The 25,040-nt window shown below is 41.8% G+C and carries 21 protein-coding genes; 13 read left to right on the top strand and 8 right to left on the bottom strand.

The window, feature by feature from the left end; translation table 11 throughout:
• Positions 1 to 3: 3 nt before the first annotated feature.
• Positions 4 to 372: a response regulator gene (locus JWG45_RS01090; RefSeq protein ID WP_205277939.1), complete on the bottom strand. Its 369-nt coding sequence runs from the start codon at positions 370 to 372 to the stop codon at positions 4 to 6.
• A complete protein-coding gene (locus JWG45_RS01095; protein ID WP_205277940.1) occupies positions 369 to 2,411 on the bottom strand; it encodes a sensor histidine kinase in 2,043 nt (680 codons plus the stop codon). The genes JWG45_RS01090 and JWG45_RS01095 overlap by 4 nt, the downstream gene beginning before the upstream one ends.
• 322 nt (positions 2,412 to 2,733) lie before the next feature.
• On the opposite strand from JWG45_RS01095, the gene JWG45_RS01100 reads away from it, so the two are divergent.
• From JWG45_RS01100 to JWG45_RS01120, 5 genes are all read left to right on the top strand, one after another.
• Positions 2,734 to 3,288: a hypothetical protein gene (locus JWG45_RS01100; protein WP_205277941.1), complete on the top strand. Its 555-nt coding sequence runs from the start codon at positions 2,734 to 2,736 to the stop codon at positions 3,286 to 3,288.
• 9 nt (positions 3,289 to 3,297) lie between these two features.
• Positions 3,298 to 4,860, top strand: coding sequence for an FAD-dependent oxidoreductase (locus JWG45_RS01105; RefSeq protein WP_205277942.1), 1,563 nt, complete (start codon positions 3,298 to 3,300; stop codon positions 4,858 to 4,860).
• Positions 4,853 to 5,476, top strand: a complete 624-nt coding sequence (locus tag JWG45_RS01110) for a TetR/AcrR family transcriptional regulator (RefSeq protein ID WP_205277943.1) — start codon at positions 4,853 to 4,855, stop codon at positions 5,474 to 5,476. The genes JWG45_RS01105 and JWG45_RS01110 overlap by 8 nt, the downstream gene beginning before the upstream one ends.
• Before the next feature lie 1,313 nt (positions 5,477 to 6,789).
• Positions 6,790 to 8,472: a S8 family serine peptidase gene (locus JWG45_RS01115; RefSeq protein WP_205277944.1), complete on the top strand. Its 1,683-nt coding sequence runs from the start codon at positions 6,790 to 6,792 to the stop codon at positions 8,470 to 8,472.
• 322 nt (positions 8,473 to 8,794) lie between these two features.
• The gene (locus JWG45_RS01120) at positions 8,795 to 10,486 is read left to right on the top strand and encodes a S8 family peptidase (protein ID WP_205277945.1); all 1,692 of its coding nucleotides are present in this window, start codon (positions 8,795 to 8,797) and stop codon (positions 10,484 to 10,486) included.
• Between the two features lie 308 nt (positions 10,487 to 10,794).
• Here the strand turns inward: JWG45_RS01120 and queG are convergent, their stop codons facing one another.
• Positions 10,795 to 11,751: a tRNA epoxyqueuosine(34) reductase QueG gene (gene queG, locus JWG45_RS01125; RefSeq protein ID WP_205277946.1), complete on the bottom strand. Its 957-nt coding sequence runs from the start codon at positions 11,749 to 11,751 to the stop codon at positions 10,795 to 10,797.
• A 20-nt stretch (positions 11,752 to 11,771) separates the two neighbouring features.
• Here queG and JWG45_RS01130 point away from each other — a divergent pair, with 20 nt between their 5' ends.
• Entirely contained in the window at positions 11,772 to 12,167 is a 396-nt protein-coding gene (locus JWG45_RS01130) for an LIC_11502 family protein (RefSeq protein WP_205277947.1), read from the top strand.
• Positions 12,168 to 12,170: 3 nt separating this feature from the next.
• Here JWG45_RS01130 and JWG45_RS01135 read toward each other — a convergent pair whose 3' ends face one another.
• The 5 genes from JWG45_RS01135 to JWG45_RS22385 form a co-directional block, all read right to left on the bottom strand.
• Entirely contained in the window at positions 12,171 to 13,088 is a 918-nt protein-coding gene (locus JWG45_RS01135) for a DUF350 domain-containing protein (RefSeq protein ID WP_205277948.1), read from the bottom strand.
• Between the two features lie 9 nt (positions 13,089 to 13,097).
• The gene (map, locus tag JWG45_RS01140; protein WP_205277949.1) at positions 13,098 to 13,856 is read right to left on the bottom strand and encodes a type I methionyl aminopeptidase; all 759 of its coding nucleotides are present in this window, start codon (positions 13,854 to 13,856) and stop codon (positions 13,098 to 13,100) included.
• A gap of 6 nt (positions 13,857 to 13,862) precedes the next feature.
• On the bottom strand, positions 13,863 to 14,057 hold the full coding sequence (locus JWG45_RS01145) for a hypothetical protein (RefSeq protein WP_003008197.1): 195 nt from the start codon (positions 14,055 to 14,057) through the stop codon (positions 13,863 to 13,865).
• A 296-nt stretch (positions 14,058 to 14,353) separates the two neighbouring features.
• Positions 14,354 to 17,782 carry a SpiroCoCo family coiled-coil protein gene (locus JWG45_RS01150; RefSeq protein WP_205277950.1) on the bottom strand — a complete coding sequence of 1,143 codons (3,429 nt, stop codon included), beginning with the start codon at positions 17,780 to 17,782 and terminating at the stop codon, positions 14,354 to 14,356.
• Positions 17,773 to 17,904: a hypothetical protein gene (locus tag JWG45_RS22385; protein ID WP_269750264.1), complete on the bottom strand. Its 132-nt coding sequence runs from the start codon at positions 17,902 to 17,904 to the stop codon at positions 17,773 to 17,775. The genes JWG45_RS01150 and JWG45_RS22385 overlap by 10 nt, the downstream gene beginning before the upstream one ends.
• Before the next feature lie 65 nt (positions 17,905 to 17,969).
• Here JWG45_RS22385 and JWG45_RS01155 point away from each other — a divergent pair, with 65 nt between their 5' ends.
• From JWG45_RS01155 to lmtA, 7 genes are all read left to right on the top strand, one after another.
• Positions 17,970 to 18,731, top strand: a complete 762-nt coding sequence (locus JWG45_RS01155; RefSeq protein ID WP_205277951.1) for a class I SAM-dependent DNA methyltransferase — start codon at positions 17,970 to 17,972, stop codon at positions 18,729 to 18,731.
• Positions 18,732 to 18,894: 163 nt separating this feature from the next.
• Complete coding sequence (locus JWG45_RS01160) at positions 18,895 to 19,191, top strand: STAS domain-containing protein (protein ID WP_205277952.1); 297 nt, start codon at positions 18,895 to 18,897, stop codon at positions 19,189 to 19,191.
• Positions 19,192 to 19,248: 57 nt separating this feature from the next.
• Positions 19,249 to 20,172: an ABC transporter ATP-binding protein gene (locus tag JWG45_RS01165; protein WP_205277953.1), complete on the top strand. Its 924-nt coding sequence runs from the start codon at positions 19,249 to 19,251 to the stop codon at positions 20,170 to 20,172.
• Positions 20,169 to 20,924 carry an ABC transporter permease gene (locus tag JWG45_RS01170; RefSeq protein WP_205277954.1) on the top strand — a complete coding sequence of 252 codons (756 nt, stop codon included), beginning with the start codon at positions 20,169 to 20,171 and terminating at the stop codon, positions 20,922 to 20,924. Before JWG45_RS01165 ends, JWG45_RS01170 begins: the two co-directional genes overlap by 4 nt.
• Positions 20,921 to 22,624: a GldG family protein gene (locus JWG45_RS01175; protein ID WP_205277955.1), complete on the top strand. Its 1,704-nt coding sequence runs from the start codon at positions 20,921 to 20,923 to the stop codon at positions 22,622 to 22,624. The genes JWG45_RS01170 and JWG45_RS01175 overlap by 4 nt, the downstream gene beginning before the upstream one ends.
• A complete protein-coding gene (locus JWG45_RS01180) occupies positions 22,621 to 23,631 on the top strand; it encodes a DUF4340 domain-containing protein (protein ID WP_205277956.1) in 1,011 nt (336 codons plus the stop codon). The genes JWG45_RS01175 and JWG45_RS01180 overlap by 4 nt, the downstream gene beginning before the upstream one ends.
• A gap of 90 nt (positions 23,632 to 23,721) precedes the next feature.
• Positions 23,722 to 24,474 (top strand): lipid A Kdo2 1-phosphate O-methyltransferase, encoded by a 753-nt coding sequence (gene lmtA, locus JWG45_RS01185; protein WP_205277957.1) that lies wholly within the window; start codon positions 23,722 to 23,724, stop codon positions 24,472 to 24,474.
• Positions 24,475 to 25,040: the final 566 nt, after the last annotated feature.

Below are 25,040 nucleotides of genomic sequence, written 5' to 3' on the forward strand. Positions count from 1 at the left end.
ATTCTATTTTTCATATGTTAGCAGAAGCTCCCTGATTCTCTCCACGTTCACTGGTTTGATAAAAATTTCGGTTGCTCCCGCTTTACGAGCTTCGTCGATAATCTCAGGTTCTGAGAAGGCAGTCATCGCGGCAATCGGAATATTCAAATTGTATTCCCTAATTTTTTTGGTGAGTTCAATTCCGTCTAACAACGGCATCTTAAGATCGGTGATCACAACGTCGGGTTGATACTCAAGGAACACATCCCAAGCGACTTTTCCGTTTTCTGCGGAACGTACCGAGGTTAAAAAACGTTCCAAAAAACGAACCATCATCACTCGGATCAACTCCTCGTCCTCTACATACAAAAGTTTTAATGCGATTTGGCTCATGGAAGTTCGATGACCATCACTGCACCTTTATCCGAATTATAAGCATAAATTTTTCCTTCCATATTGTTTTCGATGATTGATTTGGACATATAAAGTCCGATTCCGGTTCCCTTTCCTTGATCTTTGGTTGTAAAATAAGGTTGAAAAAGTTTTTCTAATACGGAAGTTTCAATCCCTCCTCCGTTGTCGCGTATGATCACCAATTTTTTATCTCCTTCTTTTCGGATATCGACGTGAATCTCCGGTTCTTCCGGACGAGATTCCATAAGCGCGTCCCTCGAATTTGCGATTATATTTAAAATCACCTGCGAGAACTCATTCGGAAAACCGAATACTTCATAGTCTTCATCAGGGTTAAAATAAATACTAATGTTGTGACTTTTTAAACTTTCGGAAACCAAGGAGAATGATTTTTGTATCACCGTCTTCAGTGAGAATTTTTCCTTTGTCTTATTGGGACGAAAATAATTCCTAAAATCGTCGATGGTTCCGGACATCTGCTCGACAAGATTCATGATCTTCTTTGTGGAATCTTCGATGTATTCTTCGTCGAGCTCGCCTTCCGAATACGCGTAAGAAAAATCCTGCACGCAAAGCGCGATCGCGTTTAGAGGTTGTCTCCACTGATGAGCGATATTCCCTATCATTTCGCCCATATCGGCCAGTCTAGAGCGCACTATCATCGCCTTTTCCTGTTCTCTTCGTTTTTGGATCTCGGATTCCACCCGAGCTTCCAAACCTCGATTCAATTCTTCCAGAGCGCTCGTTTTTTCCATGAGATCGTTCTCCGATTTTTTTCGCGAAGTAGAATCTCGAATGACGCCTACGAAGTATTGATTCTGGTTTTGTGAGAATTCCGAAACTGCAAGTTCCACCGGAAATTTCGTGCCGTCTTTTTTGAGCGCCACAACTTCTCTTCCGATTCCAATGATTTTTTTTTCCCGGGTTTCCACGTATCTTCTTAGATAATCGTCGTGCTCGGAATGATAGGGTTCGGGCATCAGAAATTTTATATTCTTACCCACAACTTCGGTAAAACCGTAACCGAACATTTTTTCCGCCGCGGTGTTGAACATCATAATGGTCCCTTTAGGAGTGATCATAATGATCGCATCTACGACGGTTTCAAAAATGGCTTGGAATCTTTCGTCGCTTTCGCGTAACGCGTTAACTGCTAAAAATCTCTGTTCGCTTTCCCTGATATTTTTTAGACCTAGCGCCAAATCTTTCGTGATTTCGGAATAGATCCCGGCCTCGTCTTCCAGAAAATAATGTTTTTCCCTGGAAAAGATACAAAGTACGGAAACTAATTCCTTCAACAAGAAAATCGGAAAAATGCCCATCGATTGATAGCCGAATTGAACGCAGGTTTCTTTCCAATGACCGAAATCTTCTGCATTATGAATGTCTTCTACGATCAGAGGTTTTCCCGTTGTGATCGCCTTGAGCCCCGGCCCCAAATCCATACCTTCGGTTTCCGTCTTAAAAATAAACGGATTCTCTCCAGCATAAGCAACTTGGAATATTAGATTTTTTCTAGATTCCACTGTTCCAAAACATACAAATCCTAAATTCTCTTCAGCTTTGAGAATTTTACAAACCCCGGTGTAGAGTTCTTGAACCGATTTGGATCGAAGAATCCACTGAGTGATTTCGTTTCGAATGAGGTAGGAACGGTTGACCGCGATCGTTCTTTTTCCTCGAGCTTTTTTGGTTTTAGTCACCTCGGGAAGGATCACTCCTTCGATTTCGAGAACTTCCTCGTCTTTAAGGATCTTTCGAAAAAAAACGGATCTTCTTTTGGTAAAACCAGCCTCGGTCGTAAACTCGATCGGAAGAATGATTTTGTCCTCGAAGGCATTCTTTGCGAATTCCGAGATGGCCTCCGATGCGGACTTAGAGATCACTTTCGCTGGATCCCGGATCGACTCCAGTTCCAAAAACGTTTGAAACTCTGGATTGGAGGAAAGATAAATTCCGAGTTTATCGGAGTGGAAGATCGGAGGTTTTATTTCCTGAGATCCGAATTGAGAATTCATGAAATAGGGTCCTCCTTTGATACTTAAGGGATATAAAATCGATCAAAGTTTTTACTTTTTGAAATCTTTTTTTAGGCGATTTCGTGTTATTTTGAGCGAATTGTAAAAAAATTATTTTTGCCAGAGCGCGACAACGGCCTCCTTCAAACTGAGACGCCCCAATCTCGGAAACATTCCGTAAAAGATGGGAGCCATTCACATTTTTCTCCCAAATCAGTAGAGATTGATCATCTGACGGGATTTATTTTTTTTAAAACCACTCTCAATTTTTTTCTTTACGAAAAAAGCCAATTCATAATTGTACTGACCGTTCGGTACAATTATGAATTCAATAAAACTCACCCGAAAAAAGTTTATTCTCACCGCAATTTTAAGCGCACTTCTTCTTGGATCCGTCGGTTTCGTTTTGAGATCGGCTCAAAAAGTGAAACGATTGTTTTTCAGCCGCTTCACGGAGGAAACGTTGTCTTGGTTTGCAAAAACGATTCTTCCGGAGGAAGAAGGTTTTCCGGATCTAGAAAAAGCCGAAGTAGTCTCTCGTTTAGATGAAGAACTCTTTTTCGTGGATTCTTCCATCAGCGGAGATTTTGATACCGCGATTTGGATTTTAGAATTTCTTCCGTTACGATTCGGGTATTGGAGTCGTTTTTCCAAATTGAAACGGGAAGATGCGAAAGAATTTCTAAACCTCGCCTTACGATCCGAAACGGAACTCATTCGCAACATCGTATCCAATATTCGTATGGTTGTGATGCTCGTTTACTACGGGCATAAGAGCACTTGGAATCAAATCGGCTATGACGGGCCTTTCGGAAATTTCCCCGAAAAACTCAGCGAATCCAGAATTTACTATCAATCAAAGGTTCGTAAGAACTAGGGAGCATTTATGTCCGGAAAAATTTTCGAATGGAAACACATCGATAAAAATCAAACCGTAAAAGCGGATGTTTGTATCATCGGAACCGGCTGTGGAGGCTCCACTCTAGCGCTCAGTCTTGCACAGGAGGGAAAAAAAGTTGTGATGCTCGAACAAGGCGGTTACTATCACACCGGAACCTTTGACAACAACGAGCTCAATATGGCCGCGAAGGTTTCTGCGGAAAGAAATCTTGCAACAACAAAAGACGGAACCATCAACATCGTTTATGGAAACAACGTAGGAGGAGCGTCCGTTCACTACTGGGCTGACAGTTATAGAACTCCCGATGAGAAGCTACAACTCTGGTCTCAAAAATATGGAGTAGAAGGTCATACTAAAGAAGACCTCGCTCCTCTTTGGCCGATCTTAGAAAGAAGGCTACACGTTCATCCCGCAGAGGACGAATTCTTCAATCGTATGAATGAACTCGTTCGGAGCGCTTCTCAATCCTTAGGTTGGGAAGGAAGAAGAATTCCCCAAGCAAGAAACAACTGTCAAAAATCGGGTCATTGTATGCAGGGTTGTGCGTTCGGTGCAAAACAAAGTCAACTCGTAACACACATTCCCCTGGCGCTTTCCGCAGGAGCCGATATCTACGCGGATTGCAGAGCGACCGAATTGGTAATGGATGGAGACCGTATCTCTTCCATCCAAGCGAACATGATCGATCGAAGAACTCTCAAAGAAAACGGAATTCAAATCAAAGTGGAGGCGAAGGTTTTCGTCGTCGCTGCGGGTGGATTCGGAAGTTCCACATTCTTACTCAGAAACGGATGGAAGAAAAAACTTCCGGCCCTCGGAGAATTTGTCTCGATCAATCCGACTCTTTTTGTTCACGCACTCTACGATGAGGATATCATTCAGTGGAGAAATATTCCCGCAGCATACGGAGTGGAAGAATTTAGATTGGCTCGTTACGATGAAAATGGAAACTATCTTGAAGGTGGATATATGTTGATGCCGAATCAGATTCAACCTGGCGCGATCGCGGCGACGATTTCCGGTTTCGGAGAACAACATACGCGTTATATGAAAAATTTGCCTAAACTCGGCGGGACGATCGCTTGGCTGGACGATATAGAAACGGAACTGGGAAATATCACCGTGAATGGAAATCGAAGAAACGTAAATTATTCCTTCGGTCCGATCACCAAAAAAGCAATGAGAGACACTTACAAAAAACAAGTTCTTCTCAATCTGGAAGCCGGCGCCCTGGAAGTGATGATCCCGGATTCTACTTCCTTGATTCTTAGATCCAAATCGGAGCTGAATAAAATCGACGAACTTCCACTCAATCCCGTAACCGCGCTTATGGCGGCTCCCCATCCGGGCGGGGGTTGTAGAATGGGCTTAGATCCGAAAACTTCCGTTGTCGACAGTTCGCACAGGGTTCACGGGATCAAAAATCTTTACGTTAGTGATTCTTCCGTGTTTCCTACTTCCTCTTCGGTGGATCCCAGTTTTACAATCATGGCCTTTAGTATGATCGCAGGCCGGAAAATATTAGAATCTTGGAATCAACATGGCTAATTCGGGAAATACGACCAGAGGCAAGATCACAAAGGAAAAGCTTCTATCGGACTTCAGACATCTTGTAACCATTCACGGAATTATGAATACGAGTTTGGATCGCCTTTCCGAATATTCGCAAACCGCAAAGAGCAGCATCCTTTGGCATTTCGGATCAAAAGAAGGACTTGTGATCGAACTCGTAGACTCTCTCTTTTTCGAAGTGGAAGAATCCGTCAGGGAAGGTCTTGCAAACGGTGCGGATCCGTTTTCTTGTCTTTTCGATAAGTTCACCGAGTTCTTTTTAGAAACTCCGGAAGCGAATGGAGTTTTTTTTACTCTCATCTTAAACGAGCCCGCGGACTCCAAGGTTCGAAAAAGAGTTTTTGATATGTATCGAAGCTTTCGAAAAAAATTGTCCGATCATTTGAACTTGGGAAAGCCGAATTCAAAACCTTCGATTCTAAAAGCTTCTCTGCTCATCGCTCTTTTCGACGGTTTGTATCTGCAGTGGCATTTGGATCCTCTGGAAGTCCCCCTCAAAGAAACCCTTTTTCTCGCGCAGGAAATGCTTGCGAAATTCTACGGAATCAAAAGGTCCAAAGAAATAAAACCGACAAAGCCTAAGAAAAAATAAAATTAAAATATATATTTGTATTTTATAATATTCATAAATACGAAAGCGCCGAGATTTATCATTCATAACCTGGAAACCGATCCAAAACATCTTCCATTCTTTGTAAATCGCCTTTTTTAATCTAAGATATTTTCGGACCTCGATACTTCTTTCCCAAGATCTCAAAGTCGCCGGCTAGAATCCGCTCCTATTTACAAATTATGAAATCTCACAAAGACCCAATCTCAACTCCGACAAAATTCTACCTTGATAATTTTGGAAATTTTCCCTCTTTCACGGATTCTTAATTAGGAGCGACGAAAGGTTTTCATAGATAAAATTTTTCAAGTTTCTGTAGGAATTCCACTTGAGAGACTTTGTTCTTTCAAAAACTAGATTTTTGTGATAGGAAAGAATTCTCAGTTTTTTTCCTCTAACCCGAAGCCGCAATAACCTTACTCACAAGTTGAAGTTGAGAGGGGTGCATAAGATTTGTCCTTCACGATTGGGGTTTGTCAGAGTTCCTACGCGAGAATTTGTGTTTGAAAAATTAGAATTTTCTGATAGAGGAAAGTCTCCGGAGTTTTTCCCGCCACCGCTCCCCTCCACCCGAATTTGGGTGGGGCGCGCGACTTTCACGGGAGAATTGTCGTTCTTACGACAGGATTCCCTAAAGACTCAGTCTTTAGGGTTCAAAGAATTCAAAATTCCAGTAACAACTCTGAGAAGATTCTTTCCTAAGATTTCTGAAAGCCGGCTTTCTGAAATGAACTTCTGGTCCGCAAAATAGTGAATTGGAGACCTGGAGTCGCCGCGCACTTAAGAAAGTGATCAAACACATACAAAGATCCTAAAAAGTAAAATCATATAAATCCGTATTCATAAGAGAGCGTTTTTCTTCTCTTTTCCCAGAAAAGGCGAACTGCAAATTCTCCACTCGGACAAAATGGATTTTTTCTTTGGTAGCGGAGAATGAAAAAATTAAATTTCCTCTGCCAAATATGAAGGGAGAATTCCTAAAAATTTCTCTAGAAAGATTTCATTGGTTATGAAACGAGTTTCATTTATTCAAGGAATACAAGGAGCTAAACTTTCAAAAAACAATCTCAAATGATCGACTAATTCCAGAGACATCCGAAAAGCAAGGCGCCGCATCTTTTGATTCGGATTCAACCCCGGATGATTTCGAATCACTAAAAAGAATCATTATATTCTAAAAATACACATAATTCTTATTTTATTCCTCATTTGAAACACTTAATTCTTATTCTATGAAAAGTTATTGAAATATATCCGTGAGTTTTTCAAACATTGCAAAACCTTGAGAGGGGATCATGATAAAAATAAAAATTTTCTGTTTAGCCGTGTTCACGTTCGGCCTCCTATATTGTTCCAACGCTGAAAACTTAAACGAGCAAAAAAGCTTTGTGCCCAATCTATTATCGATTTTGCAGATCGAACAACCCGAGTTCCTGGCAAGTAAATTCTCCGCCTCCTCCATCAAAAACCCGAAAGTTCTGGGTTTAGATCTTCCTAACCGTATCCAGGGAAAATACATCGTAGTTTTTGACGAAGCTCTTCCAAACAACGATTCCTTTGCAAAATCCACTTCGATTGCAAACGAATGGAAAGAGAACTATCAAATCGAAGTCGAACACGTATTCCAACACGTTTTGAATGGGATGTCGATCCAAGCGACCGACGAACAAGTAGAACGGCTCGCAAAGGACGAGCGAGTTCAATATATCGAGGCGGAGCAGTCAAACAAACTGCACGAGGACTATCATCCGTTGATCAGTGCGGATCCACAGGGTTGGGCGTTAGACGCAATCGATCAAAGAACACATGCTACTTTAAACAATCAGTACCACTATAAAAACAATGCAAGCCAGGTTCACGTTTATGTAATGGATACCGGAATTAAGGCTTCAATCTCTCGCTTCGGTGGAAGAGTTTCAGGTGGAGTATCTTTTATCAGCGACGGAAGAGGAACTGACGATTGTAACGGTCACGGAACGGGAGTCGCTTCGGTTATCGGCGGAAACCCACCTTCCGCAGGAGCGGAAACCGTGGGGACCACTCTGCCATTACTACATCCGATTCGAATCCTTCCTTGTAGCGGAACTTCGATTTCAGACAGCACAACCATACAAGGATTGGATTGGGTTTTTGCGAATCACGTAAAACCTGCGATTGTCAATATGAGCTTTGGCGGTCCGCATACAAATGGAAAAAAAACGGCTCTTACAAACCTGATTAACGCCGGGGTAATCGCCGTTGGCGGTCCAGGAAATGACGGGATTGACGGTTATGGAAATAGCTTTTGTTCGAACACTTTTCCAGTGGACGTTCCTACGATCATCAGCGTTTCCTCCGTAAACATCAATATCGATCGATATCCTCAAGCGAGCGTCGGAGATTGTGTCAGTCTCTTTGCCCCGGGACACAATGTGGATGCGGCAAACTTAACCGGCGGGACCTATCCACAAACAGGCACATCCTATGCGATTCCGTTTGTATCCGGGACTGCAGCCATGTTCCTTGCGGAAAATCCTCAAGCGACTCCCGCTCAAACAAAAAAAAGAATCGTAGATACTGCGACCCGATTTGTGGTCGGGGGTGTTCCCACTCTTCACCATTCCAACCGATTCCTTTATTCCTTGTTAGACGCTCCAGAAGGTTTGATAAATTACGGAACCTATATGCCTCTCAGCATCTCGGTCATCAACGAACAGTGTAGAGGGGCAAACACTGTGGAATGGACAAGACCTTTGTCCGGTGGAACAAGTTTTAACTACGAAGTCGCCACCTCTCCATACAAAGATTTCAACGCAAACGTTACCATTCACGGAAACTACACAAGCTCCTCTTCAAAAGTGTCTATTCCAGTTTCGGTTACAATCGGACAACAGAAATACATAAGGGTTCGAGCACGCCAACAGGTTATGCCATACGCCACTTGGAGTCATCCTATCTATTCGGAAACCCCGGCTACTTATTTCAACGGTTGTTTGTAAGAATCATCAGTAAAAAGAAATAAATTACATTCAGCTATTTCAGAAGAATATGATTTTAAACTAAAACAAAGAGTGCGATCGCACTCTTTGGTTAAGTTTAAAGTTTAAAAATAAAATAGAGAATTCGCACGTTTTTTAAATTCAAAATAAAAATGCGAACAAAACAAAGCGAAGATACGCTCGATTGAGGATCTTTTTTTTTTAAAAAGAATCGGTTAAGCGTTTTATTCCTCATTTGAAACGTTAAATTCTTGTTATCCGAAAAGTCATTGAAATGTATCAAAGACTTTTCTAATCGTTGCAAAAAACTTTGAGAGGGATTATGATAAAAATAAAAATTTTCTGTTTAGCCGTGTTCACGTTCGGCCTTCTATCTTGTTCCAACGCTGAAAACTTAAACGAACAAAAAAATTTCGTTTCCAACGTCTTGGCAACTTTACGAGTCGAACAACCGGATTCCTTGCTGCGTCGATTCTATTCCACCAATGTAGAAAATTCAAAAATTCTGGGTTTAGATTTTGCTGATCGTATCCAGGGAAAATACATCGTAGTCTTTGACGAAGCTCTTCCAAACAACGAATCCTTTGCAAAATCAACTTCGATTGCAAACGAATGGAAAGAGAACTATCAAATCGAAGTCGAACACGTATTCCAACACGTTTTAAATGGGATGTCGATCCAAGCGACCGACGAACAAGTAGAACGGCTCGCAAAGGACGAACGAGTTCAATATATCGAGGCGGAGCAAACGGTCTTCCTGCATGGAGGTGACAATCAGACTCTAATCAGCGCGGACCCGGCGGATTGGGCGTTAGACTCAATAGATCAAAGAACACATGCTACTTTAAACAATCAGTACCACTATAAAACCAATGCAAGTCAGGTCCATGCCTATATAGTAGATTCTGGAATCAAGGCCACATTACTTCAGTTTGGTGGAAGAGTTTCGGGGGGAGTATCCTTTATCAGCGACGGAAGAGGAACCGATGATTGTTCCGGTCACGGAACCGGGGTCGCGTCCATCTCTGGTGCCAACGCATTATTTTCAGGATATCAAACCGTTGGAACCACTCTACCGAAACTTCACCCGGTTCGAATCTTCGCTTGCGAAGGTGGAGCGACCAGTAGTAACGTCATCAAAGCATTCGATTGGATTTTTGCAAACCACGTCAAACCTGCCGTTGCCAATTTGAGTTTCGGAAAAATGGGTAGTGGTACATCGGCAAAAAAATCGGCCCTGACTAAATTGATCAACGCAGGGGTCACTGTCGTTGTCAGTGCAGGAAATGATGGATTAGACGGTTACGGAAGTAGTCCTTATTGTTCGGATTATTTTCCGGTAAATGTACCTGGGGTCATCAGCGTATCCTCAGTAGACGTAGATATCAATCGAGCCCCTGACGCAAACGTGGGGGATTGTATCCATGTTTTCGCTCCAGGTGAGTACGTATCGGCTGCAACTATGAGTGATGGAACCTTTTCAGCAACCGGTACGTCCTACGCAGCTCCGTTTGTATCCGGGACTGCAGCCATGTTCCTTGCGGAAAATCCTCAAGCGACTCCCGCTCAAACAAAAAAAAGAATCGTAGATACTGCGACCCGATTTGTGGTCGGGGGTGTTCCCACTCTTCACCATTCCAACCGATTCCTTTATTCCTTGTTAGACGCTCCAGAAGGTTTGATAAATTACGGAACCTATATGCCTCTCAGCATCTCGGTCATCAACGAACAGTGTAGAGGGGCAAACACTGTGGAATGGACAAGACCTTTGTCCGGTGGAACAAGTTTTAACTACGAAGTCGCCACCTCTCCATACAAAGATTTCAACGCAAACGTTACCATTCACGGAAACTACACAAGCTCCTCTTCAAAAGTGTCTATTCCAGTTTCGGTTACAATCGGACAACAGAAATACATAAGGGTTCGAGCGCGCCAACAGGTTATGCCATACGCCACTTGGAGTCATCCTATCTATTCGGAAACCCCGGCTACTTATTTCAACGGTTGTTTGTAAGAATCATCAGTAAAAAGAAATAAATTACATTCAGCTATTTCAGAAGAATCTGATTTTAAACTAAAACAAAGAGCGCGATCGCACTCTTTGTTTTTTATTCCCACCAAGGCTTCCCATCGCAACTGGGACAGTCCAAGGTTGATTAAAACTCTTAAAGAGTCTCCATAAGAATTTCCGGTAGAATCGAGTCAAACCTCATACTTCTTGCAACTCGCTTTGCAGAGGATCCGCTTATTACAGCGGACGATTTGTCCGAATCAATCAATCACCTTAAAAAAATCGGTTGGAAATGAGGAATCGATCTCTCTTCAAATATTTTTCTTTTTTCGAGACCAATCTTTTACAAGCTCAACGTTTCTTCGAAACATGCTGAAATTCATCCGAGAGATTGCGGAGTCGCCGAACGTTTTTTCAAAACCTCTTTCGTCCAAATCCAAGATGGAGTTCGGATCTTCTTTAAAAATCGAACGTGTTTTAAATTCTTCCCTTCTTGTTTGGATTCCTTTTTTACGAGCTTTTACGTCGTTCCAAGGACAAACGTCTTGGCAAATATCGCAGCCCGCGATCCAACCGAATGTGTTTGGAATCGTCGAAGAACGATCTTCCAAAGTATGATGCGAGATACATTTCCCCGCGTCGATCTGATACGGAGCGAGAGCTCCCGTAGGACAAGAATCGATACAGGCAGAGCAAGTCCCGCATCGATCCTTAACTGCGACATTGGCCACAACGATCGGAAGATCCGTAAGAATCACGGTAAGAAAAAAATAGGATCCGAGATCCGGATGAATGAGATTCGTATTCTTCGCCTGCCATCCGAGCCCTGCTTCCCTTGCCAAAACTTTTTCCGGAACCGGAAGAGAATCCACACCTTGACGAAACTGGTGATTTGGAAATTTCTTTCTCAATTCTGAAAGTAAAGGTTTTGCAAGTTTTCGAAGGACTTCGTGATAGTCCTCTCCGATTGTATACCGGGAAAATTGGAATGACATCGTTTTGCAAAAGATATCATATTCTGGATCGTTGTAGAGTGTACCTAGCGTTAGAACGGACTTTGGTTCGAATCCCAGATTTCTAAAATGAAAACGAAGATCCATATTCTTCGGATACCAATCCATCTTTCCGTGTTTTCCTTCTTGCACCCAAGAAAGAATATTCTTCTGATCTTCTTCCGGAATTACGGCTTCGCAGATTCCGAAGAGGTCAAATCCACATTCTTCGATCAAAGGAGCGAGTTCGGAAATTATTTCTTTACTTTCGATCATAAATTTGATATAGAAAGACTATGCAAAAAGAATTATCCGAAAAAGTTAAATTTCCAAAAACCGAACTGGAATTGCTTCCTGCTCATTCCGGCGTTCTTTCTTATTCGGACGTCATGAAAGCGGTTCGCCTGATTTCGCTTCCTGAAGAAAAACTCGCAAAACAAATCGTCTTTGCTTCCGTCGTAGGAGCTCTTCGAGGATTTCAAGAAAGGGAACTGAAACCGTTTCATACCAATCATAAATACATCTTTGGAGAATTGAGTTCCGAAATTTTGAATACGATGAAAGACGTCGGTTCTATCGATCGGATTTCAAACGAAGAAAGAATCAAAATTCTAAAAGATTCTTTTGAATTCGGAATTCAAAAAGTCTATCACCTGGAGTGGAAACTTTACACTTCCAGAGAAATTTTTTAATTCTTAAACCGCGTAGAAAAGAATTCCCGCAAAACTGATCAGGACAATCGCTTCGAGAAGTCCAACTCCGACATTTTGATCTCTGCTGATTTCTTCCTTCAAAGTACTTCCCGGAAGAATCACCGCATCGGTGAGAAGTCGTACCGCAGGAATAACAATGAGCCCCAAAACAAAATCCAAACCGATATGAATGAGAGTTTCTTCCATCGAAATCAGATCCCTATGCAAGGCTCTGGCGATGATGATTCCCAAGGCAATTAGGGCTCCGCTGTAAGAAACTCCCGCCGCGAGATTCTCCCGATCTTTCAATTCAAGATCCAATGAATACGGAATCATTTTGCGATATGCGAATGTAAATAGAATGAGCGCGATTTGACCGATGGAAAAAAACAAAACTCCGAGTACGGTTCCGTCTAAAAGTTTTTGAATCGGCTCTAAAAGCCCAAGATCTTTCCAGATAGAAAAAGAAAGAGCGGAACTGTCCCCACTCAAAGAGGCCGCGATGATCACCGAAGAGGCGATACTACTTCCGAATACGACGGCACCGACTGCGGTGTTTTTTCCGGAATAAACCAATTCTGTAAAATCGAAAGTTCTGAAAATGATCTTATCATTGATAAAATAAGAAAGATTTAAAAGTAGAATCCCGAGAAGTCCATAAAATAGAACTTGAAAACAATCCGAAACAAAATCGGTTCCGGGAGAGGAAAGGATGACCAAAAGAATCAGGGTCAAACCCAGATAATATCCCGCGAGTCCCGAAGAAACCGCAGTGTTATTGTTTACGATGATTTCGTGATCGAGATCGCCCGGCTCAATCCAGTCTTTGATTTTTTTACCGATATAAAAGAGGACAAAACTGATTAAGAAGAATACTGCGTCTTTGCCTAAGCTGCTCAGATAACCAAGTACTGTTTCCATGACACCTAATTAACCCGATACGGTTAAAATTTCATAGCCTTTTTCGGTGACAAGAATTGTGTGCTCGAACTGTGCGGACCACTTGTTATCTTTCGTAGTCACCGTCCAATGATCTTCTTTGGAAAAATTCACTTGCCAGGTTCCAAGATTTACCATCGGTTCGATCGTAAAGATCATCCCGGGTTCTAGTTTTGCAAGCTTCCGGTTTTGACGAAAGTGTGGGATTTGAGGATCTTCGTGAAAGCCTCTTCCGATTCCATGCCCCATTAGATCACGAACGATTCCGTAACCTTTCGGAGTAAGAAAATCATCGATTGCGTTTGCGATATCGTGAACTCGGTTTCCGGGTTTTACTTGTTCGATTCCGATGTACATCGCCCTTTCCGTATCTGCAACCAAGGTTGCAATTTCCGGACTCGCCTTTCCACCGACGATAAAGGTTCGAGAAGAATCTCCGTGATATCCATCAAGTAAAGGAGTGACATCGATGTTAATGATATCACCTTCCTTTAAAACTTCCGTCGCCTTGGGAATCCCATGACAGACAACTTGATTTACGGAAGTACAAACCGACTTTGGAAATCCCTTATAACCGAGCGGAGCAGATTTCGCTCCGTGCTTTTTTGTAAATTCTTCGCAAAGATCATTCAACTGAAGAGTCGAAACTCCGGGCTGAACGTAAGAAGAAATATAATCTAAAAGCTTAGCGGCCAGTTTCCCAGCCGCTCTCATTTTTTCGATTTCGCTCTTATTCTTAATGAAGATCAAATCGAATTAGAAATCAGTCGGGCGAACCGTACTTCTTTTGTTAGATTCAGTACGCTTCACTGCATCGTCGATGAGTTGATGAATCTTTTCATTCAAACCGTCAATTGCATCCCCGGAAGTCATAAATCCTTTCGACTTGATATAAGCCTTTACTTTGCTTGTTACGATCAGGGTTTCCTTTTCGACATTCTTTCCAGCCATTGAGTTCTTCCTCTCTGTCTTAGTTTTCTTCTTTTGTGCCATCTTCAATATTGCTCCGGTTCACGGTCGTCCGATTGTTTTTAACTCCGTTAGCGGTTCCTGTTTGCATTCTTTTCAGAAACCCGGAAAAAGAACAACCTTTTAGAACTTTCCCCTTTGCGACCTTACCTTTGTTTTAAAAAAAAATGATACCAGACCCATCTGAAACGATTCTAAACTTAGAATCGTCCGGGTTTTTGTCTCTAATGAAACAGAATGAGACATAGAAGACAAGCGAAGTAACGTCAAGAAATATTTCATTTCTTCTTCGCTGACTCGCTTTGTAAAATCGTGTTCACAAGTCCCGTCTCTAAATTTAATTTTTCAGCGATCGTCTCCGCCGGCCACTGAAAGTTGTGATAGAGATTCAACACGGTCGCTTTCTTTCTCTGAATCAAATGGTCCTTGGAAGAATCTTTAGACTTACCGGAAGAAACGTTTCCTTCCGTAACGGCTCCAACCGCGTCCAAAAAGCCGGAAAGTTTTTCAAACTTGTCGTCGGCTTCGCTCAAAAGTCCTTCGAGGTCTTCTTTGACGACGACAGCACCTGCTTTTAAGTCTTCCATACGATGTTGAAGAGTGGAAATCTGTTTGTGTCTTTCCGATAGATCGACCATCAAGTCTTCTATCTTTTCAAACTTGGCTTCTACCGAACGAATTTCTTCCTTCTTACGGAACAAGGACTCGATCCGATCGTCGGTTTTACGAACGGTCTCCGCGATTTCTTTTTCTCTCGCCTCTAAAATCTCAACGTCGTTTTGGAGGGTATAGAGCTTATTCGTGAGTCCTTTTGCGGCCTCTTTGTGCGCGTCGGTTTCGTCAAAAAGACCTTTGACTTCCTCCCGAACGGATTCGAGAGTTTCCAGTCTGGAAGTAAGATCCCCGAAGGTTTCTTCCATCTCAAGGGCTTTTTCGCCCGCTTCCAGAAGTCTCGTAAACGTATCTTCCCAATCGGAAGAACGGCTTTGTAATTCCTCGAATTCTTTTCGAAGGGTATCGGAGGATTCCTTGATGGAAGTAAGGGAATCGAGTCTTACTTTTAAGTCTTCGGTTTCCAATACGAGAGAATGTTTTAGAGTCTGCAACTCGTCTAGTTTATCTTCGAGTTCGTTTAACAAAGGAGTTCTTTCGTCCGCTTTGGAAAGAAGTTCTTCCATTGTCTGAATGTATATATCGGTTCTATCTACAACTTCGCTCGCCTTGTGAAAGAGCTCAGCTTTTTCACCGAGTTCTTCCATCTTGTCCGTGATTTCTTCGACGCGAGAACGTAAGGTCTCGGCTTCTTCTTGGATTTCGTTGACAAGATTTGTCTTCGCGTTGCGTATTTCTTCGAGGTCGCGTTTGAGATCCAACTGAAGAGTTTTGTATTCTTCCATAGAATCTTTAAAATCTTCTTTGCCGGAACGTAAGAATTCTTCGGAGGCGGATTCCATTTCACGCAACTGATTCTGCAATTCTTTCTGGAATCCTTTCATCTGCTCGTCGCTGTTTTTGCGGGATTCTTTGAGAGATTCTTCCAGATTCTTTTTTACGTCGAGGATGTATTTACTGATTCTTTCCTCGAGTTGTCCGAGTTGCAACTGACCCTTATCCATAAGAGAAGTGAGTTGTTTTGAAATTTTTGCGTCGATCGTCCCGTTTAAGCGGCTGATCTTCTCTTCCTGCTGTTCAAAAAAATCATCCGCAGAGCTTCTTAATTTATCAAGAACACGTTCTGCGTCTCTTCCCGCATTTTCCAGATTGGATTCCACGCTGTTGCGGATTTTTTCCGCGTGGATCTCGAGAACTTTTTCATTTTTCTTGACGATCTGTTCCATCTTATCGATGGTTCCGGAAAATTCTTCCCGAAGGTTTTGAAGAATGTGAGTTCCCTCTTCTTTGATATTACGCAGAGAATCACCGAGGCGATCGGAAACGGAATCCCCTTCTTTTTGAAAGTTGGTTTTATAACGGGAAACAAATTCTTCGATTCTATCTTTTTGAATATTGTATTCGTTTTTAAATTCTTCCAGGAGTTGTCTTCCCTCGACGTGAATTCCGCCGAGTTTTTCCTGGAGATGAGAAACGGAATCCTGGGTGTTTAAACGAATCGTTCCCAATTCTTCTTCCCAATAACGACCTAAGTTTTCGAATCTCTGATCGATTTTACGGACTTCTTCGTCCACGGTTCCGGAAAGAAGATCGATCTTTCCTTCCACTTGTGAAAGAAGATCTCCGGCGCTGGATTCCATAGCGGATTGAAGATCTCCTAAGTAAGAATCCACGTCTTTGATCCGGGTAGAAATCTGTTTATCGAGTGTGACGATGGATTGTCTCACCGCTTCCAAGTCTTGTTGGATCAGAGCCGACCTTTCTGCATGGACCTTTGCGAGTTCGATATCAAAGTTTTCCTTGAGAGACGTGATTCCGGAGATCGTCTTTTCTTTTGCCTCGTCTCTTGCGGAATCCAGAGCGGAATGAAATTCTTTCAGACCTAAGGAAATATCTTTTTTCAGACTGTCGGATTCACTTCTAAGATTACTGCTGATTCGGTTGAACTCTTCTTCAAAGTTGTCGATCTGACGTAAAAGTTCGGACTTTCTTGCGTCCGCTTGTCTGAGAAGTTTGTTCTCAGCTTCCAGATATTTTTCTTGGAAGAATTGGATGGATTCGTTGATCGATTCCGCCTGACGTCTCGTTTCGTTGAGAATTTCGTCTCTCCGAGTCATCGTCTCGAGGCTCATACCTTCGATTTCTCTCCGGATCGAATCTACTTCGAGTTTGACTCCGTTGATAAAGGCTTCTTTTGAATGAGTGACTTGCTCGAGAATCCGATCCAGCTTGTCCTGAACTGATTTTTCGGAAAGTCTCGCCATGTCCTCGAGTTTACGATCGGCGGCTTCCGCTTTTTCTTCCACACGAGAATCCAGTCTTTCCAGTTTATCGCTTACGGTTAAGAATACGGTCTGCAGTTTTTCGGATCTTAGATCCAAATCTTCTTCTTTGTTTGTGATCGTTTCAAAAAGAGAAGTGATTTCCGAACGAAGTTGTTCCACTCTTCCCACCGATTCTCTGAGTAAAGAATTCGTATGAGAATCCAGACTTTCTCTGTAATTGGATGCGATCGCGTTCAGACCTTGATCGATTTTATCGTTTTTGATTTCTAATAATTCTTCCAGTTCTACGATTTTGGAAGCGAGGGATTGTAAGAGTTCGTCGGAACGAAGATTGACCTTATCGGAAAAAACTTCCAGGATTGCTTCGGCTTCTGAACGGAGATCGAGGATCTTCTGATCCAAAAGCTGAATCTCTTTTTTACCGGATTCCATACGAAGAAGGCCTTGCTGGATCGCATTGGATTCTTCTCGGATATCCGAAGAAAGTTGAACTACTTCTTTTAAATCTCTCGCGACGCTATCCAGAAAATCACGGTTTGTTTTTATGGATTCTAAGAGTTGTCTGGATTCTTCGTTCAATCCGTGTACGTCGTTTGCGAGTTTACGGGTTTGTTTGAGACTGATTTCTAAATCGATTCCTGCGTCTTTTACGGATTGAATTTTTTCAAGAGCGATATCGTTCAATTCGTCCTGAATTTTTCCAGTAAAACGTTTGATTTGACTGAGTTTATAGTTGGATTTATCTAACCTTCTGAGAAGGATTGTAATTCCTACACTGGCTATAAACGGCAGGAGTAATTCTATTCCCATTGAATTGTGTTTACCATAGACATAAGAATCCGAGCGTCAGCCGAAAACTTTGCAACTCTTCCGACAACTTCCTCAAAGGAAGGATTGAATTCTAAAAGGAGTTGAAATTTTCCTTGAAACATTATGTCTCATCAAATTACGATTGACTATTAGAAAGATCGTAAAAAGAGCAAGAAAAAATTAAATTATGCTTAAAAAAAAGCCTTATTTCGGCTTTTCGAACGTTTATGACGCAGTTATGAAGGATGTCCAATACGATCTTTGGGCGGAATTTATACTCAATTCTTACTCCCACCATACGGAAAATTATCTTCCGAATCAGGTTTTGGATCTCGGTTGCGGAACTTGTAAGCTCTGGGAAAAATTTCCAAGTTCGGTTCGATTTACCGGTGTGGACTCAAGCTCTGAAATGCTTGAAATTGCTCGGAAAAAGGCGATTGCTGGAGAATTTGTCCTCTCAGACCTTCTCGATTTTAAACTCGAAAACAAAACCTTCGACCTGATTCTTTCCACACACGATACGTTGAACTATCTCAAAAACGACTTCGAACTCAAAAAAGCCTTCTTACACGTTCGAAGACATCTCGCACCGGACGGTTTGTTCTTTTTTGATCTGAGTAGTTTATACAATTTCAAAACACATTTCGACGGACAGACCTTTCACGAAAGGGTCGGAGATTTTAAAATTCAATGGAAAAATCGTTATTTAGAAAAATCCAATCGTTTGGAATCCACTCTCACCTTCTTTCACACACGGTCCAAGGAAGAATTTTCCGAGGTTCACGAGCACACCTATTTTTCAAGGAATACAATCCATTTACTTCTTAAGCAATGCGGACTGGAACTATTGGCCGAGGGTTCGGATTATAAGGACTGGATCTTGGAGGACGATGCTTCTTTAGTAAATTATATCTGTCGAAGTAAGGAAATTAATTTACGAAATTTGTGATATATATCAACTTCTTAAGATTGCAACTTTTTACGTCTACAGCTGTAGAAAAAGGGAAGGATTGCCCTTCTTACTGAAGATATTCTTTCGAAAGGGGCGCAACCAAGACTTTCAAAGAAGTCTTGGATATGAAAAAGATAAAGGGAACTAAGGAAGAATTCGTATGTCAAAATTCAATGTAGAAGGAAAGTCCGGAAAAGTATTCATCGATACTACGGTAATCGATGGTTATGATAAAATTTTCGACGAGGTCTCCAGAAAAGCTTCCGGTGGAGCGATCTCGGATGTGGAATTTCAAGTGGAAAGTGTAAAAAAAATCACTTCCAGCGGAATCGCAAAACTGCTGACTCTAAAAAATCTCATGGATAATTTCGGAGTGAAGATGAAGATAAAAAATCTCAATCCGGAACTTTTGGAAGTTCTAAAAAAGTTCAAAGTGGACGGTAAATTAGATCTTTAGCATTTTTGAAAAACGATTGCCGCTCTTCCTCCGTTCCGCAGTCCTGTGATTATCCCAATGGGAACGATTTCCGTAAGTCAACTCACTCGCACCTATCCCGGAAAAATCGCCGTTTCCGATCTCAGCTTTGAAATTCCAAAGGGAAGAATCACAGGCCTTTTAGGTCCGAACGGCGCAGGTAAAACGACCACACTCCGGCTTTTGACCGGTTATCTGATCCCCTCTTCGGGATCGATTCGTTTTGACGGACTCGACTTTTCGGAAAACAAAATTCAAATCCAAAAAGAGATCGGCTATCTTCCGGAATCCTCCCCGATCTATCCGGATCTTACCGTTTTTGAATATCTTTCCTTTTTGGCTTCGGCTAAAGGAATCCATAAGAATTTCCTAAAGAACAAAATTGAAACTTCGGCTGAACTTTTGAATTTCGAAGAAGTTCTTTATCGGCCGGTTTCGTTTTTGTCCAAGGGTTTTAAACAAAGAATTTCACTCGCGGGCGCGATCATTCAAGATCCTGAATATATCATCTTAGACGAGCCGAGCGACGGACTGGATCCTCTCCAAATCGGAGAATTAAGAACGTTGATTCGTACATTAGGAAAAAATAAAACGATTCTTTTTTCATCGCATACATTGCAGGAAGTGGAGGAGATCTGCGATCATATTCTTGTCTTATCAAACGGAAAACTAATCGCTGACGTTTCCGTTTCCGAGATTGCAAAAGGAGAAGGCTGCCTCGTTTTAGCCGAAACCTCTATCGAAGAGATGAAAAAACTATTTACGAACGATTCTTATGAAATACAAAACACGGGAAAAAAGGAAGACGGCTTTCAGGAATTTCGAATTTTATCCCCGAAATTTCAAACGGAGGACGTCTTTGGAATTCTAAAAAAAGCTCAGTTTCGGATCCGTTCTCTCATTCCAGAAAAAAATTCGTTAGAATCCGTTTTTGAATCTCTCACAGGAAAATCAAAAGAATGAATCTTTCCGATTCCATCCTCGAATCCATTCGAAATATAAAAACCGTCTTTTGGAAAGAATTTTCCGTGTATCTCAATTCTCCGATCGGAACGATTTTCGCCTGGTTCTTTTTATTTATGACTTCGTTTCTTTTTTTCTTTGGATTCGGTGACAGTTCGTTTTGGGATCTCAAGTCGGCGAGTATGGAAGCCTACTTTCTCTGGGTTCCGATTTTGTATGTGATTTTTATTCCCGCGCTTTCGATGCGTCTTTGGTCCGAAGAGGAACGTTCCGGAACTTTGGAAATTCTTTTCACACTTCCCTTTCGAGAATTGGAATTGGTTCTCGGAAAATTTTTAGGTGCTTGGTGTTTTTTAGGTTTTGTTCTTTTATTTACGCTTCCGATTCCGACGACGATTCTTTACTTAGGAGATCTGGATTTAGGAACTACTTTCGCGGGATATCTCGGAATTTTTCTTTTGGGAGGGGCCAATCTGGCTCTGGGAAGTTTTATCTCTTCTTTGACCAAGGACCAGATCAGTTCTTATCTTTCCGCTCTGATCGTATGTCTGCTTTTTTTTATTATGGGCTATAGACCCTTTCTTCCGCTCTTAGGCCCCGAACTTAGTCGAATTGTTTCCTTTCTATCCTTGTCCAAACACTTTGAAACCTTTCGGATGGGAATTTTGGATGGAAGAGAAATTTTCTTTTATCTGAGTTTTTCGATCACGGCCTTATATGCAAATCTTCTCATGTTGAGGTCAAAACGATGATCTCAAAGAGTCGAAACTTTTTTTTAAAACTAAATTCCAGTTCTTGGTTTTTATTTTCGCAGATTTTTTTGATTTTTATTTTTACAAACGGAATCATCGGACACTTCGCGTGCAGAAAGGATCTTTCGATCTCGGGACGTTTTGAAATTTCGGAAAGTACAAAATCTATATTCAAAAATTTGAATTCTACTCTTTTTATAGACGCATATTATTCTACCAAGGTTCCGGGAGAATACAAGACGTCTCTGGATCTCACCAAAGAATTGTTAATCGAACTAAGCGAACTTGGCGGCTCCGATGTAATATTACGATTTCATGATCCGGATTCAAACGAAGAAGATCGTAAAAAAGCGATCGAATCGGGGATCGCTCCGCAAATTTTGGAAAAGAATGAAAGAGATTCCTCGCAGATCAAACAAGCCTTTATGGGAATCACACTTTCCCTGGGAGCACGAAAGGAAACGATCCCGGTCGCGTATTTTGCAGAACAGATCGAATACCAGATCTTGACTACACTTCGAAAGATGATTCGTGATCCGGAGGAATCGGGCATCGCGATTCTTAACGTTCCCGGAGTTTTATCGACGGATCCTCCGGGGGCTGCGAGCGGAAAAGACAGCGTTGGAGTTTTGGTTCATCAGGTTCTCAAAGAAGAATACGGTCCGATCCCAGAGATATTGTTAAACGAAGAAGAACTCCCGGAAGAGATTCATACACTCCTTTGGATCGGCTCGGGAATCCTTTCCGAAAAAGGCGCGTATCAACTGGACCAATTCCTACTTCGAGGAGGAAGTCTGATTTTTTTTGCAAAGTCCATGGACTTCCGTATGGAAGCCCCGAATAGGGAAGAAGGAATCGGGATATCTCCGACCAGTGCGGGCATCGCGAGACCAACGGAAGAAATAGAAGAATTAAATACTATCTTTGAATCCTACGGTTTTCGGATAAACACGGACATCGTTCTGGATCTAGAACATTCACTTTCGACCGGCCCTTTGATGGAAATAGAACCTGGAGTGATCGGAAGATTTCCGTATCCCGCGTGGATCGTCGCCGGAAAAAAGGAAAAATTGTTAAGCGAAGAGAGCCCTTTCACGTCGCGTTTGCAGAACCTACTCCTTCCCTGGGCTTCCAGTTTGAGTTTAGAACCGACAAGGCAACCCGATGCAAACATAATACCCATCCTCTTTGCGGGAGAAGAATCCGAAGTTCGTTCCGATATCGTAGCCCTGGGTGAAAAACAAATCTTTTCGACTCCTCACAAACCTTCCGAGAAAAAACAGATCTTGGGTGCGATTTTGGAAGGAAGTTTTCATTCCCGATATACAAGAGCTCCGAGTATAAATCAAACGGCTTCTTTTCTTTCGCAAACTCAAAGAGATAAAACTTCTAGAATTCTCGTGATCGGTTCTCCTTATATCGTTTCCGATCTGTTGGTATTTCCGGAAACAAGAGACATTTACCAAGAATCGAATATTCCATTTTTATTAAATGCCTTAGACATCTCTTCGGGAGACACGGATCTCATTCAGATCCGCAGCAAAAAATCCGCAGTTCTCAAGTTGAATCCGTTTTCGGAAAAGGAAAAATTCTTTTTGAGTTTTTTGAACCTTTTGGGAATTCCTTTTCTTCTCGGTCTTTATACGTTTTTAAGAATCAGACATCGAAATTCTTATCGGGGAAAAGAGCAAAAGTCATGATTTCGGATTCGGCTCGGATCGTTTCGGTGTTTCGATTTTTCAGACAAGAAAAGGCCCTTTTTTTGTTTTTGACCAATGTCCTTTTAGGAACGGTCTTTTTTGGGATTTCGGATCCGTTTTTGATTTTTCAAAGAACCTACCGAAACTCGGAACCGTTCTTTCCTTTTAAAAGTTCCGAAGTGGAAAAAATCCGAATCGGAAGAAAAGGACACGAAATTCTTCTCGAAAGAGAAAACGGAAACTGGAACGTTCAAGTTCGAGACACGATCGCAAGAGGTGATATTCAAAAAATTGAATCTTTTTTAGGTGCGCTCCTGAAACTCAGAAAGTTCTCAAAAATCGTCTCAAGTTCAAAAAACGAAAATTTAGGTCTTAACGGAGACGAGCTAAAACTAACGCTGCAGACGGAATCGGGGGAATTAGGGACATTGGAAATCGGAGTTTCCGGAAAACAAGAAACCGGAACTTTTGTTCGAGAACCCGAAAACAAGGAAATCTGGTTTGTGGAAGAAAGCCTCAACCCAATCGTCGGACGTGGAAACGAGACTTTTTTCTTTTCCAGTTCGTTAATTCCTCGAGAGCTCGAAACATCAGAAATTCATACTATTCTTATTTATCTTGGCATAAAAAATTCTTCGAAGATAGAAATTTCCCGGACCGAGCGCAACGAATGGGAGATAAAAAACTCAGACTCAAAATTTTGTTGGGGGGAAGATTGTGGAGTTTGGGTGGAAACAATTCTGAAAACGAAAGCGGAAAGAATTCTTAAAAAACCGTTTCACGAAACGATCTCAAATCTTTCCTCCGGAGAAAAACTCAAAATCGAAATTCGTTCCGGAAAAAACCCGGTATCGATCTATGAGATAGAATGGATCGCAAAAACTTCTCAAAAAGAACCGATTTTTCGAAGCGGGGACGATTCCATTTTGTATGTTCTCGATCCTGAATTTATGAATCGTTTTCAGGAAAGAATGGATTGGAAGGATTCCTTTCCGGATTCTTTCTAAACCGCTTCTCGGAAGCGGGTCGGATTCTCTATTGACAGGCCAGAGGCTTCCAATTTCATTTCACAAGAAATCTAAAATTAGGACGAAAGCATGGCTTTGATAGAAGAATTTGAATCTCAGGGGAATTTTCTGTTTCGTTGGAGATCCTATATCCCCGGAATCATTTTGATTCTCTGTCTTGGACTTTTGCCTTTTTATCAGTTTCCCGGATATTCTTACACCTATCATCTTTATTACCAAACGATCTGTTTGGGAATCAGCCTCCTCGGTCTTTTCGTTCGGAGTTTTGTAATCGGTTATGCTCCTGCAAGAACTTCCGGAAGAAACACAAAAGAGCAAGTCGCCGATGTCGTGAATCAAGAAGGCATTTATTCCCTCATGCGTCATCCTCTCTATTTAGGAAACTTTCTTCTTTATCTCGGAGCCGTCCTTTTTCTGAAGAATTTTTTGATCGCATCGGTCTTTATTCTTTTTTTCTGGGTATATTACGAAAGAATTATGTTCGCGGAAGAACAATTTCTGAGAAAAAAATTCGGAGAAGCTTATCTTTCCTGGGCAAACACTGTGCCCGCTTTTATTCCTAAGTTTACCGGTTACAAAAAACCTGCCCTTTCGTTTTCGATTCGAAACGTGATCAAAAGAGAATATCCGAGTCTATTTGGAATCCTTGTGATCTTTAGCGTCTTTGATCTCATCGCCGTCTATTTTAACGAGCCCGTGAGCAATCTTCTTGAAGCGGTGCGTCTTCCTCAGATAATCCTTTTTGGAGGAGGTCTTGTATTCTATATTCTTGTGAGAATTATCGTAAAGACAACTCGTTTGCTTCACGTAGAAGGTCGTTGAGCGCGACACGTATGAGTTTTTTAAAACGAGCCAATCAAGAGCAATTCCTTACCTCGAACCAGTTTTCGGAATTACGACTAAGAATCAAAGGCTCAAATCTATTTGGAAAAAGTAGAATTTTCTATTAGAGGAAAATTCTACTGAGGTTTTTCCCGCCACCGTTCTCTCCGCCCGAGGTCAGTGTAACCCTACCCGAAAGTTGAGAGGAAGTGCAAGGAGAATCGCCCCGAGGAGAGGGAGGAGTTCCTACATGGGAATTTATCCTTGGAAAATTAGGATTTTGTGATATAGAAAAGTCCTCCGGAATTTTTCCGCCACCCACCCCACCACCCGAAATTTGGGCGGGGCGCGCGACTTTTACGGAAGAATTGTCGGAGTTCCTACATGGAAATTTGTGCGTGCAAAATTAGAATTTTATGATATACAAAAGTCCCTCGTGATTTTTTTCACCATCCAAAATTTGCATATCCCTACCCACAAGTTAAGAGTAGATCAACGAGAATCGTCCTAAGACAAGGGTTTTGTAAGAGTTCCTACATGAGATTTTTTTCTCGCAAAATTAGGAT

Source organism: Leptospira ainlahdjerensis (assembly GCF_016919175.1).
Classification (GTDB): Bacteria; Spirochaetota; Leptospiria; order Leptospirales; family Leptospiraceae; genus Leptospira; species Leptospira ainlahdjerensis.